The organism is Amycolatopsis sp. NPDC058986 (assembly GCF_042741125.1).
Taxonomy (GTDB): domain Bacteria; phylum Actinomycetota; class Actinomycetes; order Mycobacteriales; family Pseudonocardiaceae; genus Amycolatopsis.
Genome location: NZ_JBHYJW010000029.1, coordinates 65,631 through 79,808 on the forward strand (window position 1 = coordinate 65,631; position 14,178 = coordinate 79,808).

Here is a 14,178-nt window from a genome sequence, read left to right on the forward strand (position 1 = left end):
GGAAGACCCGGCACCGTGTCGTCGCCTTTTCCCGATGTCCCGTCCTGAGCCCTGCGCGGACCGAGCACGCCGTGGAACCAGAGGTGGGTGACGTGATCGGCAAGCAGATCCGGAATCGCTGCCAGGCGCTGGTCGAAGCGGTGGACGTCACCCAGCCCTTCACCGCGCGCTCCCTGTGCGTGATTCTCGCCGAGCAGCGCGGGCGCAAGCTCTACGTTCACCCTCTGCCAAGGGACATGAACGACGAGGGAACACCGTGCGGGGTCTGGCTGGCCACCGACGCCGCCGACCACATCTTCTTCGAGGAACACACTTCGCCGTTCCACCAAGAGCACATCATCATGCACGAGCTGGCCCACATGATCTGCGGCCACACCATCGCCGACCTGCCCGCGCGGATACTGGACGACACCACCGGCCCCGAGGAGATCCAGCAGATCCTCCTGCGCACGAACTACAGCACCGACCAGGAGCAGGAGGCCGAACTGGTTGCGACACTGCTGCTCGAGAAATCCTCGCGGCTGGGCAGCAAACCGGGTAACGCCCAGGAACTCCGGCTCAGCTCGGCACTGGGCCTCGAGCGGTGAGCTTCGACCCGCTTCGCCTCGTCCTGCTGATCGCCTGCTGGACAGTCATCCTCGTCCGGCTCCCAGCGCTGCGCTCGGCCGAACAACGCCTGATCTGGTTCATCCTGCTGCTGCTCGGCGGGGGCATGCTGATGCTCCAGAACCCCGTGGGAAAGGCACTCGAGCACGTCGGGATCCCCAACCTCGAAAGCCTGCTGTCCAGCCTGATGGCGATCGGGGTCGCCACGCTCCTGTTGAGCCTGGCACTGCACGTCGCGGGACGGGACGAGTCACGACGTCCGTCGTGGCGCAGGCCGCGCCTGCTGTGGTGCTGGGCGACGATCGCGATCATGATCAGCGCCTTCGCCGCGGTCGACGTCCTGAAAATCCCCACCAGGACACGTTTTCTCCCCGTTCCCGGCGCCTTCACCGCGCACACCGCCTACTGGATCACGTACCTGCTCTACATGGTGGTCATCACCGCGTGGACCGGCGTCGTACTGCTCCGGCACTTGAAGAGCACCCGTAGCGCTGTGCTCCGCCTCGCCGTGTTCCTGCTCGCCGTCGCGATGGCCGCGTTCCTGATCTTCCTCGCCACCCGCGTCGCCTCCCTGTTCTCCGCGACGGCGTTGCTGCCGACGGCGGGCAAGTACGTCTCGTCCCTGCACACGATCGGCATTCTCGCCGGGTGTTCGCTGGCGGCGCTCCTGCCGCTGTGGCATGCCATCGTGAACCTCTGGCACGGCCAGAAGCTCTACCCGCTGTGGAAAGCCTTGTGCGAAGCCATTCCGCACGTCGCGCTGCAACCGCCGCGGGGCAGGCTCACCGATCTGCTGCGGTTCACCGACACCCGGTTGCGCCTCAACCGGATGATCATCGAGATCCGGGACGGGCTGCTGGTCATGCGCGAATGGGTCACCCCGGCCGACCTGGACGCCATCGGCACGGCACTGCGCGACGTTCCCGAGGAGCGGGCCGAAGTGGTTAAAACGGCGTGCTGGCTGAAAATCGCCTTGCACGCGAGGGAAACGGGCCGCCCGCGCGCGGAGGAACCCCTCGATCTCGTCTACCACGGCGGCGTGGACATCGAGAGCGAACTCCGCTGGCTGCGCCGGATCGCCGCGGCCTGGAACTCGCCGACGGTCACGGCGTATCCGACGTCAGCTCAGAGCTCCACCCGCTGACCTGCCCGGTACACCGCGACCACCGAGCGCAACGCACCGAGATCCTCGCCCGGATCCCCCGACACCGCAACGAAATCCGCGTCGGACCCCGCGCGCACCCGCCCCTTCCGATCCCCGACCCCGCACGAATCCGCCGCCAGACCGGTCACCGTCGCCAGCACTTCGACCGGCGAGATGTCCACAAAGGACCGAAACTCCTCCAGCCCATACGGAAGGCAGTCGTGCGGCTTCTCAACGACGACACCGGCGTCGGACGAACACACCAGCCGCACACCCTCCTCACGCATTCGCGGCAACAGCTTCCGAGCCGCGATGACACGCGGGGACAGCGGAGCGCCACCGAGCACCCGACCCGCGGTCACCCCGACGTACACGCCGCGTTCAGCCATCACCCGGACGACGTCCCAATCCGCGACGGCTCCGTCCGCGGTCATGAACGTGCCGTGTTCGACGCCGTCAACGCCCGCGTACACCGCGTCCGCGATTCCACCGGTCCCGTGCGCATGCGCGGTGACCATCATCTGCGCCGAGTGGGCTGCTTCGACAACGACGCGCAGACGTTCGACGTCGTACTGCGACTCGTACGGAGCGCTGCCCGGGGTGATGCCGCCACCGGTCGCCATCACCTTGACCACGTCGACACCCCGGTCGACGCGCTCGGCCACCGCCGCTCGCAACTCCTCCGGCGAGTCGGCCTCTCCGCCGAGGAACCAGCAATGCCCGCCGGTGCTGGTGATCGGCGGCCCCGACGCCAGGATCTCCGGCCCGAGTCCACCGCCGGCGGCGAACCCGTCCCGGATCTCCAGCGCCAGGTAGTCCCAATCCCCCAGGTCCCGCACGGTGGTGACCCCGGCCCGCAACGCCTGTTCGGCGTGACGGCGCATCCGTGCCGCGAGCGCCTCCCTGGCCTCGACGTCATCCGCGCGCAGCGGCCGGGGATCCAGCGCGCCCGGTTCGAAACCCAGGTGCGTGTGCGCGTCGACCAAACCGGGCAACAAGGTCGCCTCGCCCAGGTCGACCACCGGGAGATCGTGCGCGGGGTGAGCGCCGGAGAGGTCCACCGCCACGACCGAGCCCTCGCGGATCACCACCAGCGGCGAGCCGTGGTGCAGCGCGGCTCCGTCGAACAGCCGCGCCGCACGCAGTGCCCACGGCTGGGTCACTCGCGATACCGCCGGTCCTTCGCGACACCGGCCCCCTGCGACTCGTCGAAGTGGTACACCTCGTCACCCCGCACGAACACCCGCAACGCCCGGTTCATGACGTCCAGCGGGTCGCCCGACCACAGCACGACGTCGGCGTCCAAGCCCGGCTTGAGCGTGCCGATCCGGTCGTCGAGGCCGAGAATCTCCGCCGGGTGCGCGGTGAGCGAGCGCAGCGCCGTCACCGGGTCGAGCCCGTCCTTGACGGCCAGAGCCGCTTGGTAGACAAGGAAGTTGATCGGGATGACCGGGTGGTCGGTGGTGATCGCGAACTTCACCCCGGCCCGCGCGAGGATGCCCGGCCCCCGCAGTGTCCGGTTGCGAAGCTCCACTTTGGACTTCGTGGTGAACAGCGGGCCGAGGATGATCGGCACGTCCCGCTCGGCCAGCAGGTCGGCGATGAGATGGCCCTCGGTGCCGTGGTTGATCACCAGCTTGTAGCCGAACTCGTCGGCCAGCCGGATCGCGGTCACCATGTCGTCCGCGCGGTGCACGTGCTGGTCCCAGTACAGCTCGCCGGCCAGCACCCTGGCGAGCGTCTCCTTCGTCAGGTCGACGTCGAACGGCTTGCCCTCGTCGTGCGCGTAGTCCCGCTGCGCCTGGTAGTTGCGAGCCTTGGTGAACGCCTCACGCAGGATCGCCGCGACCCCCAGCCGGGTCGACGGCGTCTGGTTCTTCTCGCCGTACACCCGCTTCGGGTTCTCGCCGAGCGCGCTCTTGACGCTCACGTGCTCGGCGAACGTCATGTCCAGAATGCTGCGGCCCCAGGTCTTGACGCCGATCGTCTGGCCGCCGATCGGGTTCCCCGACCCAGGCTTGATCACCACGCTCGTGACGCCGCCGGACAGCGCGTCGTCGAACCCGGGCTCGTACGGATCGATACCGTCGATCGCGCGGAACCGCGCCCCGTTCGGATCGGTCATCTCGTTGGTGTCGTTGCCGGACCAGCCTTCGCCGTCCTCGTGGACGCCGAGGTGCGCGTGCGCGTCGATGAAGCCGGGCAGCACCCACGTCCCGGCCGCGTCGATGATCTCCGCGTCGTCCGGGACGTCGACGTCGGCCTCCGCCCCCACGGCGACGATCCGGCCGTCCTCGATGAGCACGATGCCGTCGTCGATCGGATTACCGTCGATGGGGACGACGTAGCCCCCCACAATCGCCTTAGCTGACATAGGTTCGAAGTACTCTTTCCCGCCGAGAACCCATCAATACAGTGACACGCTAACGAACCGAGGCGCCGTCACGCACGCGGCTTCGCGAAATGGACCAGCTCGTGATCGTTCTCGGGTGTCCGATGTGTCTCGCGATATCCCAACCTCGGGTAGAGGTACAGCGGCCCGCCGCTCTTCGACCCGGTGTTCAGCCGGAACGTCGTCACCTCCGGCGGCGCGGCGACCTCGGCGGCGAGCAGCAGCGCGCTACCCAGCCCCTCGCCCTGGCGATCAGGCGCGACGACGAGCCGGTATAGCCGGCACTCCACCCCGTCGACCACCGCCCGGATACTCGCGATCAGCCGCCCGTCGTCACGCACACCCCAGGTGGTCGAGGCGGGATCCGCCAGCGCCGCGCGGGTGTCCTCGAGCGTGTCGCGCACTGGCGGTAAGTCGACATCGCGATAAATCCGGACCTCGTCCAGGTACGCGGCCCGTTGCAACGTCAGGAGTTCACCCGCGTCGGCGACGGTCAGCCGGACGGGCGTCACGGGACCCGGATCCCCCAGCTCCCCGTCCAGGAGGACGCGGGCTCGAGTTCGATCAGGTCGGTGCCGGTGTTGAGCGCGTCGGCCGGACAGGTCATCGGCTCGATCGCGACCGCCCGGCCGCGCCCGACGAGGTCATCCGGCGTGAACACCTGCGCCCAGCGGAAATCGCGTCCGGCCCAGACGACGAGATGCTTGTCGTCGTGACTGAGGACGTGGTGGTACTGCCCGTCCTCGGCGAAGTCCAGCCCGCCGAACGCTGTGTCGAGATCGACGCCCCGCAGCGGTTTGCCGTAGCGGAAGTCGTACTCGGTGCCCTCGACGTCTTGCTCTTCGCCGTACGGCATCTGCTCGTCGCCGAGATAAGGCCGGACCCGGGTCGCGGACAGTGTCAGTGTGAGCTCGTCGGTCGGCACGTCACCGATGCGGAAGTACGGATGCGTCCCGACGCCGACGCCGATCGGCTGCTCGCCCTCGTTGCGGATCTCGTGCGTGATGGTGAGTTCGCGCGGCGCGATCTCGTAGGTGATCGTCGCGCGCAGCGGCACCGGCCAGCCGGGCTGGACCTCGACGTCGATCGCGAGGGTGATCGACGATTCGGCGTGTTCGAGGAGTTCCCACTCCTTGCGGCGGGTCAGGCCGTGGATGGCGTTGCCCCTGGCCTCTTCGGTGATCTCGAGCTGCTGCTCCTCGCCCTGAAAGGTCCATTTGCCGCCCTTGGTGCGGTTGGGCCACGGGAGGAGGACCTGACCGGCAGCCTTCGGCGGCTTCTCGTCCTCGGGGAACTCTTCGACGTACGGGACGCCGTTGACCTCGAACGCGCGCAGGCCCGCGCCGATCTCGGTGACGACGGCGCGTGCGTTGCCGCGGGTGATCTCGAACTGCTCTCCGGTCGGGTTGCCCATGCGGACGACCCTACCGGCGGGCGGACTCCAGGAACGCGATCCACGCGGCGGCGGAGACGGACAGGTTCGAGACAGGCGCTTTGGAGTCGCGGACCCCGACGACCTGGGGAGACGCGGCTACCTCGACACAGTTCCCGCCGGTGCCATCACTGCTGTAACTGCTCTTACGCCACCCCACGGCCGAGGCCACCTCGACGCAGTTGCCACCCGTACCGTCTTCGCTGTAACTGCTCTTCCGCCAAGCCACAGTCGAGAAGTCCACAGTAGACACCGGTCGCCCTCCACCTTCGGCTACAGGCGTCCGATGAACGCGATCGTCTCCTCGGACGACAACGCAACCAAACGCAAGCGGTCGAATACCAGGGTAGCCTCCTTCACCTCCTCGGCGTTCTCTGTCTGCGAAGAACCCACGACCTTGCCCATATAAAGCATGTCCGGATCCTCGTCATGCTCGAATCGCAAGATCGTGAAGGCACCCCGCATCCCCTGATGCTCACCACGGTCATACGGCACCACCTGCAGGCCGACCGTCGGCAGCTCCACGATCTCCCGCAAGTAGTCCAACTGGGCGCGCATCACGTCGACGCCACCCACCGGCCTCCGAAGGACAGCTTCGTCGACGATCGCAGTCAGCCGAAGCGGCCTCTCCATGTCGGCAAGGCGCTCCTGACGGCGCAATCGCACGGTCACATCGTTGCGGATGCTCTCCTCGGAACGCGGATGCCCACCCCGGAAGAGTGCGCGCATGTAGGACTCGATCTGCAGAAGCCCCGGCACATACATGACTTCCCAGTTGTGCGCCTCGGCAGCCTCGGTTTCCAGAGCGGTGTAGCCCAGCCCTTTGAGCCCGTAGTCCTGCCACCAGCCCCGTTGCTTCGCTCGCCGGGCGAGGTCGATCAGCTCGTCATCGCGACAGTCGCAGACATCCATCGCCGAACGCACGAAGTGCACGTTGGCGTAAGCCACCCCGGTCTCCATCCGCTGCAACGAGCTTCGAGGAGTGTCGAGCAAGACGGCCGCCTCGTCCAAGCTCATCCGCGCATGCAGACGCAACCTCCGAAGCCGTCGCCCCAGCCGCTGCTTGGCCAGCACGGGACTCGTCCATCCGGCCATCCATTACCTCCCGTACATGAATGATCACCGGATGCTGCCACCTGGGACCGACAATCCGGGAATCCCACCATAAACGCGAAGTGACACAAAAAGTAAACTCATTGCACTTATGAACTGACTACTGATTCACTGGTGTCCTCGACCGACGGAAGGAACCACCGTGAGCATCAGCATCATCGGCGCCGGGCCGGGCGGCCTCACCTGCGCGCGCATCCTGCAGCGGCACGGCATCCCGGTGACCGTGTACGACCGGGATCCGGACGCGATCTCCCGCAACCAGGGCGGCTCCCTCGACCTCCACGAAGAAGACGGTCAGCTCGCACTCCGCGAAGCGGGCCTGCTGGACGAGTTCTTCGCGCTCGCCAGGTTCGAGGGACAGGAAATGCGCATGCTCGACACGACTGGGCGCGTCCTGGCCCGCCACCTGCCGGAGGAGGGCGAGATGATCGCCCCCGAGATCGACCGCGGCCAGCTTCGCGATCTCCTGCTGCGTTCACTCGCCCCAGGAACGGTCCATTGGGGACGCACCCTCGAATCGGTGAGCGGACCGTCCGACGGGTCGCGAACGCTGACCTTCGCCGACGGAACGACCGTCGAGACGGATCTCGTGATCGGCGCGGACGGTGCCTTCTCCCGCGTCCGCGCAGCGGTGTCGTCCGCGACGCCACAGTACGTCGGGATCAGCTGCCTCGAAGCGTGGTTCGACGACATGGAGACCGCCCACCCCGAACTCGCCGAACTGGTCGGGGAGGGCGGCGCCCACATCGCCGACGGCGAGCGCGGACTTTTCCCGCAGCGCAACAGCGGCGGCCACATGCGGGTCTACATCATGCAGCGCGTCCCGGCGGACTGGATCGCGGCGAACGGGCTTCGTCCCGAGGACACCGACGGCATCCGCGCGTACCTGCGGAACGAGTTCGCGACCTGGTCGCCGGAGGTGCGCCGGCTGGTCACCGACAACGACGGTCCCTACGTCGATCGCCCGCTCTTCGCCCTGCCGGTGCCGCACACCTGGGAGCACTCGCCCAGCCTGACGCTCCTGGGAGACGCCGCGCACCTCATGCCGCCGCTCGGCGTCGGCGTCAACCTGGCCATGCTCGACGCCAGCGAACTCGCGCTCGCGCTTGCCCGCTCCGCCACCATCGACGACGCGGTGCACGCCTACGAGAAGACGATGCTCCCGCGCTCGATCGAAACAGCCCAGCGGCTCGAAGGCGGGGCCGACGATCTGCTGGCCGCGCACGACCCCGACGAGATCGGCCAGTTCGTAACCGGCGAGGCCCGCTCCTGAACCCTGCCCAAGCCGTGAAGGCCTCCTTACCGGCGTTGAGCACCGGTAAGGAGGCCTTCACTACCTCCAGGTCCACAAAGGACACCCAGCCGAGACCTCGCCGTACGCGCCGGGGCCGGGTGCCGAGGGACGCCCTGGGTGCGTTGAGTGCGACAAGGGCGTCCCTCGGTGCATCGAGCGCACCGAAGGCGTCCCTCGGCACGTCCGGCACCGCGCCCGAAGTTACTAGACCGGTCGTCATAGTTTGGGTTACAGTCGAGCACATGGTTCGTCGCACCGATACCCGGCAGCGGATGCTCGACACCGCCGCCGACCTGTTCCACGCCCAGGGCTACCACGCCACCGGCCTCACCCAGCTCACCACCGTGGGCGGCGCACCGAAGGGCTCGCTCTACTTCCACTTCCCCGGTGGCAAGGAACAACTCGCCGCCGAGGCGCTGCGCCTGTCCAGCGAACGACTGCGCGAGGCACTCCAGACCATCGTCGAGCAGGCACCGGACGCTGCGACCGCGATCGATCGCGTCGTCGACGCCATCGCCGAAATCCTGCAGGCTTCGAACTTCCAGCGCGGGTGCCCACTCGCGACAGTCGCACTCGACGCCGCTCAGGAGAGCGAAACCATCCGCGAGGCGTGCACCGACGGCTACACGTCCTGGCAGACCTTGCTCGCCGATTACCTTGTAGATCAAGGATTCCCGCACCATCGAGCGCAGGATCTCGCCACTGTCGTCCTCGCGTCCATCGAGGGCGGCATGTTGCTCGCCAAGACCCAGCGCGACGTCGCGCCGTTGCGCGCTGTCGCCGGTCACCTGCACAACACCATCGAACGGGAGTTGCCCTGATGCGCGTCCACCACCTGAACTGCGGAACCATGCGCCCACCGGGCGGGCGCCTCATCGACGGCGAGCCGGGCTTGTTCCGCCGCGCCACCATGGTTTGCCACTGCCTGCTGCTGGAGACCGGCACCGGGCTCGTCCTCGTCGAGACCGGCACCGGCACCCCTGCCGTCGAAAACCCCGCGGGCTGGCTCGGCTCGGCGTTCGTCCGGCTAACCGGCGCGGTCGCCGACCCGGAACTGACCGCGGTCCACCAGATCCGCGAACTCGGCTTCGATCCCGCCGACGTCCGCGACATCGTGCTGACCCACCTCGACCTCGATCACGCGGGCGGGCTCGTCGACTTCCCGCACGCGCGCGTGCACGTCTACGCCGAGGAACTCCGTGCCCTGCAAGCACCACACGACCGCCAGGAGCGAAACCGTTACCGGCGCGTCCAATTCGCCCACGGTCCACTGTGGAAGTCCTATTCGGACTCCGGGGATCCGTGGTTCGGTTTCGACGCCGTCCGCGAGCTGGAGGGCCTGCCACCGGAGATCCTCCTGATCCCACTCGCCGGGCACACCAGAGGCCACGCGGGCGTCGCCGTCGACACCGGTAACGGCTGGCTGCTCAACGCGGGTGACAGTTACTTCTTCCCCGGCGAGCTGGATCCGGAGCCGAACTGCCCACCGGCGCTTGCCCTGTTCGAGGGATTCATGCAGACGGTGAAAGGCCCCAGACTGGACAACCAGCACCGGTTGCGCCAGCTTGTGAAGGAGCACGGGGACGAGGTCACGGTGTTCTCCGCGCACAACTCCGTGGAATTCGAGCGGCTGAGCGGGAGGAGCAGGGTATGAAGGTGCACCACCTGAACTGCGGGACCATGCTGCCGCGCGGCGGTCGCCTGCTGGACGGGCAGCCGGGGCTGTTCCGGCGTTCCCCGATCGTGTGCCACTGCCTGCTGATCGAAACCGGCGAAGGCCTGGTCCTGGTCGACACCGGTTTCGGCACCCAGGGCGTCGCGCGCCCCGCCGAATGGCTCGGCAGGATGTTCCTCGCGATGACCGGCCCGCGGACAGTAGCCGAGGAAACCGCCGTCGCGCAGATCAAGGCGCTCGGCCTCGACCCCGCCGACGTCCGGCACATCGTCGTCACGCATCTCGACGTCGACCACGCGGGTGGCCTCGCCGATTTCCCGAACGCCGTCGTACACCTGCGCACCAAGGAACACGACATGGCGACGTCGCCGAGCAACCTCGCCGAGAAGAACCGCTACCGCGCCGTCCAGTTCAGCCACCGTCCACTGTGGAGCACCTACGACGAGGCCGGCGACGATTGGTTCGGCTTCCAAGCCGTCCGCTCGCTGAAAGGCCTGCCGCCGGAAATCCTGCTTGTGCCGCTGAGCGGCCACACCCACGGGCACAGCGGCGTCGCGGTCCGCGTGGGCGACGGCTGGCTCCTGCACGCCGGCGACTCGTATCTTTTCCACGGTCAACTGGACCCGGCGGGGCCGCACTGCCCGCGCGTTTCGAGCGCTTACCAGAGCATGCTGCAGATGGACCGTCGCGCCCGGCTGGAGAACGTCGCGCGCCTGCAGGAATTGACGCGAGACCATCAGGACGAGATCAAGGTCTTCTCCGCGCACAGCCCCGTCGAACTCCAGGCCCTACGCCGCGGCTGAGCGCGGCCGCGGCTGCCTTTTCGGGCTCGCACGAACACAAAAAAGGGCAATCGATCAGGCGCGCACGCCGTTGACCAGGGGAAGTAATTCCTATCCGCTCTCCGATAACGACGTTGCCCGCCAGTGTTCCAGATCACAGTCACGCACCCTTTCGAAGTCTCGGACATCTCTATTTGCGAAGACACAAACACACCAGCAAATACGCGATCTCCATTTCGAGGGGCTGATTATGAACATCACCAAGAAGACGATTCAGCGGGCCACGATGGCGATCGCCGCGGTGGCGGCGGTCGGCGCGCTGGGGGCGTGCTCGACCGGCAACGCCGCACCGGCACCGCAGGGCTCCGGCGGCACCGGGGGCGGGATCGGCGCCGCGCCGAACGCCGGGACGGCCAAGGACACCAGCGCGCAGGGCGGCGCGGACGGCGCCACCGGCTCACAGCGGACCGGCGCGGGCAAGAGCACCCCGGGCACTCCGGCCAACTGCCTGAACCTGAATGTGGCGTGGTTGAACCCGAACCCGCTCAACAGTGAAAGCACGCAGTGGAAGCTCCCGATCGTCCTGACCAACAAGACCAACACGACCTGCGTCGTGCGAGGCTTCCCCGGCGTCCGCCTCAACGGCGAGGACGGCACCACCTGGGATCTGGTCCGCACCAACGACGCCATCACCCCGGTCCAGCTCGGCCCAGGCGAGCGCGCCACCGCCGACGTCACCTACTCCACCGCCGTCGCGCTCAACCCGGAGACGGGATCGGGCGGCGGTGACCCCTCCGGCTGGCACGTCGCCAGCGTGTCGATCACCCCGCCCAACAGCACCAACACCCAGACCCTGCCCTGGGTGAACCCCATCGGCCTGGTCAAGCAGGACGGCGCCACCCACCCCGGCACCTACGTCGGCGCCGTCCGCCGCGGCGAATAACGGCCGCACCACAACGAAAATGCCCTGGGAACCAGTGGCTCCCAGGGCATTTTTCGTCGTCCGTGTCCGGTCGAAGCCACACCGTCCGCCGGAGCCCGCCGGTCACCTATGGTCGGCTGGTGGCCCGACGACTGCTCCTCACGCTCCTCGCCGTCCTCGCTCTCGCCGGGTGCGGCAGCACGGTGGAAGGTGCGGCCCAACCGCAACCGGAGACCGAAGTGTCAGCCTTCCTCGGTAAAGCGGCCACTCCCGAAGTGGTTGCCGCAATGCAGCGCAGAGCTGCCAAGACGCAGAGCGTGCTGGCCGTCCGGTACTCGGCCGGGCAACAGGCGTATGAGCGCTACCAACGGCTGACCGCCGGAAAACCCGGCTACGGTCCACCACTCACGTCCGACTCCGTGACCGGGGCACTTGTGGTACGCGTAGCGAACGCCAGCGCGGCCGACGCCGTGAAGCAGGCGCTCACCAGCTTGCCCGGCGTGACCCAGGTCCTGCCGTGAAGGCCTCCTTACCGGCACTCAGCGCCGGTAAGGAGGCCTTCACGGACCGGCGATTCAGCGGGACGTCAGCCACTGGTGCAACGTCGAGGCCAGGGCGACCGGCTGGTCGAGCTGGATGAGGTGACCGGCGTTGCCGATCAGGCGAAGACGCGCGTCCGGGATCAGCGAAGCCAGCCGGTGCGCGCGATCCACCGGTATCCATGTGTCGTTTTCGCCCCACACAACAAGAACCGGCAGATCCACCTTCGGATACAAACCCTCGACCTCGTCGGTGTAGACCTGATCGGCTTGCGCGATCTGGCGGTAGAAGGCGGCTCGCCCCTCATCACCACGCCAGGGCACGACGAGCATTTCGAGGTGTTCCGCTGTCAGGCCGCGAGCACTCGCTCCGGAAATGTAGGCCCGCAGCATGCCCTCGTGCATCGCTTCCGGAACCGCGGCGAAGACGCCGGCGTTCTCCCTGACCAGCCGGAAGAACTCCGAGCCCCACGGCGCGAGCGCGACGACGTCGACCAGGGCCAGTGACGCGTAGGCCCGGCCGTGCAGCAGATGCGTCCGCAGCGACACCGCGCCGCCGTAGTCGTGCGCCACCACGTGCGGCGACCGCAAATCCCAGTGCGCCAGCAGGTCCGCGAAGAGTTCACTTTGGACATCCAGGGACACCCGGTGTTCCGCGTCCTTGGAGGAACTCCCGTAGCCGGGCATGTCCCACAGGTGCACGGTGAACTCCTCGGCCAGCGCCTCGGCGTAGGGGCGCCACAGCTGCGAGGACCACGGCGTCCCGTGGCAGAAAACGACATCCGGACCGGAACCCGCCCGCCCCCAGCGAACTCGACGCCCCCGCCATTCGAATACTTCGGTCAGCTCCACGACGCCGACCCTGCCAAGATCCGCACCGTCACGCAACCGTCGCGCGGTTACGGCGCATCAGCGCCCAGTTCACCGCCCACAGCAGCAGGCCGACGGCGAGCAGGATCCCGGCGACGACGTAGTCACGCGCGGGACGCCCGGACAGCGGACTCGCCAGATACACGCAGAAGACCGCCGCCAGCGCCGGAATCACCGTCGGCGCCCGGAAATGGTGATGCGGCACATGATCGCGGCGCAGCACCAGCACGGCGACGTTGACGATGGCGAACACCGCCAGCAGCAGCAACGCCGTCGTCCCGCCGAGCACGCTGATGTCCACAGTGGACACCAAGCCGATCGCGATCAGGCTGGTGAAGACGATCGCCACCCACGGCGTCCGGCGCCGGGGATGCACCCGGCCGAACCGGCGCGGGATGATGCCCTCGTTCGCCATCCCGTACAGGAGCCTGCTCGCCATCAGCATGTTGATCAGTGCCGAGTTGATGACGGCGAACAGGCCGATCGCCGAGAAGACCTCGCGCGGGAAGCCGGGAGCACCGACGTCAAGCACCTTCAGCAGGGCGTCGCTCTTCGCCGCCGCCAGGTCGCCTGCCGGGACGAGCAACGACGACGTGATCGAGACGAGCACGTAGATCGTGGCCGCGACGACCATGCCCCACAGCATCGCCTTCGGGAAGATCCGCACCGGGTCGTGGCATTCCTCGGCCATGTTGACCGAGTCCTCGAAACCGACCATCGCGAAGAAGGCCAGCGACGTCGCCGAGGTGATCGCGACCAGCCACGTCCGGTCCGCGGTGTCGATCTGCACCAGCCGCGAGGCGTCACCATTGCCGTTCAGCACCGCCCACACCCCGACGCCGATGATGATCAGCAGCCCGGAGATCTCGATGCAGGTGAGCACGACGTTGGCCTTGACCGACTCGCCGACGCCGCGGAAGTTGATCACCGCGAGCCCGGCGACGAACACGATCGCGACCAGCACCGTCGGCAGTTTCACGAACGCGGCCAGGTACGTCGCGCCGAACGCGACGGCGGCCGACGACGCCGACGTGATCCCCGAACACATGACCGCGAACGCGACCATGAACGTGAGGAACGGGATCCCGAAGGCACGGTGGGTGTACAGCGCCGCGCCCGCGGCCTTCGGGTATTTCCCGACCAGCTCGAGATAGCTGAACGCCGTCATGAACGCGACGACGAACGCGAGCAGGAACGGCAGCCACAACGCGCCGCCGACCCGGCCCGCGACCTGCCCCGTCAGCGCGTAGACGCCGGTGCCGATGATGTCCCCCGCGACGAAGAACAGCAGCAGCTTCGGGCCCATGACCCGTCGCAGTGCCGGTTCGCCCGCCTTCGCTTCCGTGCGCACGTCCGTCATGCGGGCACAGTCTGCCTCGTCCCGCTACGAACGGAAAGTCCGATAGCGC

At 67.7% G+C, this 14,178-nt stretch carries 16 protein-coding genes; 8 read left to right on the forward strand and 8 right to left on the reverse strand.

All coding sequences use genetic code 11. From position 1 onward, the window contains the following. Window positions 1-83 precede the first annotated feature (83 nt). Window positions 84-587 carry a hypothetical protein gene (locus tag ACFW0G_RS24815; protein ID WP_378327764.1) on the forward strand — a complete coding sequence of 168 codons (504 nt, stop codon included), beginning with the start codon at window positions 84-86 and terminating at the stop codon, window positions 585-587. Continuing rightward, the gene (locus tag ACFW0G_RS24820; protein WP_378327765.1) at window positions 584-1,750 is read left to right on the forward strand and encodes an MAB_1171c family putative transporter; all 1,167 of its coding nucleotides are present in this window, start codon (window positions 584-586) and stop codon (window positions 1,748-1,750) included. Before ACFW0G_RS24815 ends, ACFW0G_RS24820 begins: the two co-directional genes overlap by 4 nt. On the opposite strand, the gene ACFW0G_RS24825 is transcribed toward ACFW0G_RS24820, so the two are convergent. The 6 genes from ACFW0G_RS24825 to ACFW0G_RS24850 all read right to left on the reverse strand — a co-directional run bounded on the left by ACFW0G_RS24825 (window position 1,732) and on the right by ACFW0G_RS24850 (window position 6,648). After that, window positions 1,732-2,913, reverse strand: a complete 1,182-nt coding sequence (locus tag ACFW0G_RS24825; RefSeq protein ID WP_378327766.1) for an amidohydrolase family protein — start codon at window positions 2,911-2,913, stop codon at window positions 1,732-1,734. The two genes, ACFW0G_RS24820 and ACFW0G_RS24825, sit on opposite strands and share 19 nt — an antisense overlap. Further along, the gene (locus tag ACFW0G_RS24830) at window positions 2,910-4,124 is read right to left on the reverse strand and encodes an amidohydrolase (RefSeq protein ID WP_378327767.1); all 1,215 of its coding nucleotides are present in this window, start codon (window positions 4,122-4,124) and stop codon (window positions 2,910-2,912) included. Before ACFW0G_RS24830 ends, ACFW0G_RS24825 begins: the two co-directional genes overlap by 4 nt. A gap of 68 nt (window positions 4,125-4,192) precedes the next feature. Then, window positions 4,193-4,684, reverse strand: a complete 492-nt coding sequence (locus tag ACFW0G_RS24835; RefSeq protein ID WP_378327810.1) for a GNAT family N-acetyltransferase — start codon at window positions 4,682-4,684, stop codon at window positions 4,193-4,195. Then, the gene (locus ACFW0G_RS24840) at window positions 4,651-5,556 is read right to left on the reverse strand and encodes an aldose 1-epimerase family protein (protein WP_378327768.1); all 906 of its coding nucleotides are present in this window, start codon (window positions 5,554-5,556) and stop codon (window positions 4,651-4,653) included. The genes ACFW0G_RS24835 and ACFW0G_RS24840 overlap by 34 nt, the downstream gene beginning before the upstream one ends. 10 nt (window positions 5,557-5,566) lie before the next feature. Then, complete coding sequence (locus tag ACFW0G_RS24845; protein ID WP_378327769.1) at window positions 5,567-5,827, reverse strand: DUF397 domain-containing protein; 261 nt, start codon at window positions 5,825-5,827, stop codon at window positions 5,567-5,569. Between the two features lie 20 nt (window positions 5,828-5,847). Then, window positions 5,848-6,648, reverse strand: coding sequence for a DUF5753 domain-containing protein (locus ACFW0G_RS24850; RefSeq protein ID WP_378327770.1), 801 nt, complete (start codon window positions 6,646-6,648; stop codon window positions 5,848-5,850). Between the two features lie 181 nt (window positions 6,649-6,829). Between ACFW0G_RS24850 and ACFW0G_RS24855 the strand changes: the two genes are divergently transcribed. The 6 genes from ACFW0G_RS24855 to ACFW0G_RS24880 all read left to right on the forward strand — a co-directional run bounded on the left by ACFW0G_RS24855 (window position 6,830) and on the right by ACFW0G_RS24880 (window position 11,881). Then, window positions 6,830-7,960 carry an FAD-dependent oxidoreductase gene (locus ACFW0G_RS24855; RefSeq protein WP_378327771.1) on the forward strand — a complete coding sequence of 377 codons (1,131 nt, stop codon included), beginning with the start codon at window positions 6,830-6,832 and terminating at the stop codon, window positions 7,958-7,960. Between the two features lie 263 nt (window positions 7,961-8,223). Then, window positions 8,224-8,802, forward strand: a complete 579-nt coding sequence (locus ACFW0G_RS24860; RefSeq protein ID WP_378327772.1) for a TetR/AcrR family transcriptional regulator — start codon at window positions 8,224-8,226, stop codon at window positions 8,800-8,802. Continuing rightward, window positions 8,802-9,635, forward strand: coding sequence for an MBL fold metallo-hydrolase (locus tag ACFW0G_RS24865; protein ID WP_378327773.1), 834 nt, complete (start codon window positions 8,802-8,804; stop codon window positions 9,633-9,635). The genes ACFW0G_RS24860 and ACFW0G_RS24865 overlap by 1 nt, the downstream gene beginning before the upstream one ends. Then, a complete protein-coding gene (locus ACFW0G_RS24870) occupies window positions 9,632-10,459 on the forward strand; it encodes an MBL fold metallo-hydrolase (RefSeq protein WP_378327774.1) in 828 nt (275 codons plus the stop codon). Before ACFW0G_RS24865 ends, ACFW0G_RS24870 begins: the two co-directional genes overlap by 4 nt. 229 nt (window positions 10,460-10,688) lie before the next feature. Continuing rightward, entirely contained in the window at window positions 10,689-11,381 is a 693-nt protein-coding gene (locus ACFW0G_RS24875) for a DUF4232 domain-containing protein (protein ID WP_378327775.1), read from the forward strand. A gap of 218 nt (window positions 11,382-11,599) precedes the next feature. Further along, window positions 11,600-11,881 carry a permease-like cell division protein FtsX gene (locus ACFW0G_RS24880; protein WP_378327811.1) on the forward strand — a complete coding sequence of 94 codons (282 nt, stop codon included), beginning with the start codon at window positions 11,600-11,602 and terminating at the stop codon, window positions 11,879-11,881. Window positions 11,882-11,935: 54 nt separating this feature from the next. On the opposite strand, the gene ACFW0G_RS24885 is transcribed toward ACFW0G_RS24880, so the two are convergent. After that, window positions 11,936-12,751: an alpha/beta fold hydrolase gene (locus ACFW0G_RS24885; RefSeq protein WP_378327776.1), complete on the reverse strand. Its 816-nt coding sequence runs from the start codon at window positions 12,749-12,751 to the stop codon at window positions 11,936-11,938. 28 nt (window positions 12,752-12,779) lie between these two features. Beyond that, window positions 12,780-14,129: an APC family permease gene (locus ACFW0G_RS24890; protein ID WP_378327777.1), complete on the reverse strand. Its 1,350-nt coding sequence runs from the start codon at window positions 14,127-14,129 to the stop codon at window positions 12,780-12,782. Between the last annotated feature and the right edge of the window lie 49 nt (window positions 14,130-14,178).

Bases quoted from the DNA above. Each gene is read 5' to 3' on its own strand.
- ACFW0G_RS24830 (WP_378327767.1), bottom strand. From the start codon at position 4,124: ATGTCAGCTAAGGCGATTGTGGGGGGCTACGTCGTCCCCATCGACGGT.
- ACFW0G_RS24840 (WP_378327768.1), bottom strand. From the start codon at position 5,556: ATGGGCAACCCGACCGGAGAGCAGTTCGAGATCACCCGCGGCAACGCA.
- ACFW0G_RS24860 (WP_378327772.1), top strand. From the start codon at position 8,224: ATGGTTCGTCGCACCGATACCCGGCAGCGGATGCTCGACACCGCCGCC.
- ACFW0G_RS24865 (WP_378327773.1), top strand. From the start codon at position 8,802: ATGCGCGTCCACCACCTGAACTGCGGAACCATGCGCCCACCGGGCGGG.
- ACFW0G_RS24870 (WP_378327774.1), top strand. From the start codon at position 9,632: ATGAAGGTGCACCACCTGAACTGCGGGACCATGCTGCCGCGCGGCGGT.
- ACFW0G_RS24875 (WP_378327775.1), top strand. From the start codon at position 10,689: ATGAACATCACCAAGAAGACGATTCAGCGGGCCACGATGGCGATCGCC.
- ACFW0G_RS24890 (WP_378327777.1), bottom strand. From the start codon at position 14,129: ATGACGGACGTGCGCACGGAAGCGAAGGCGGGCGAACCGGCACTGCGA.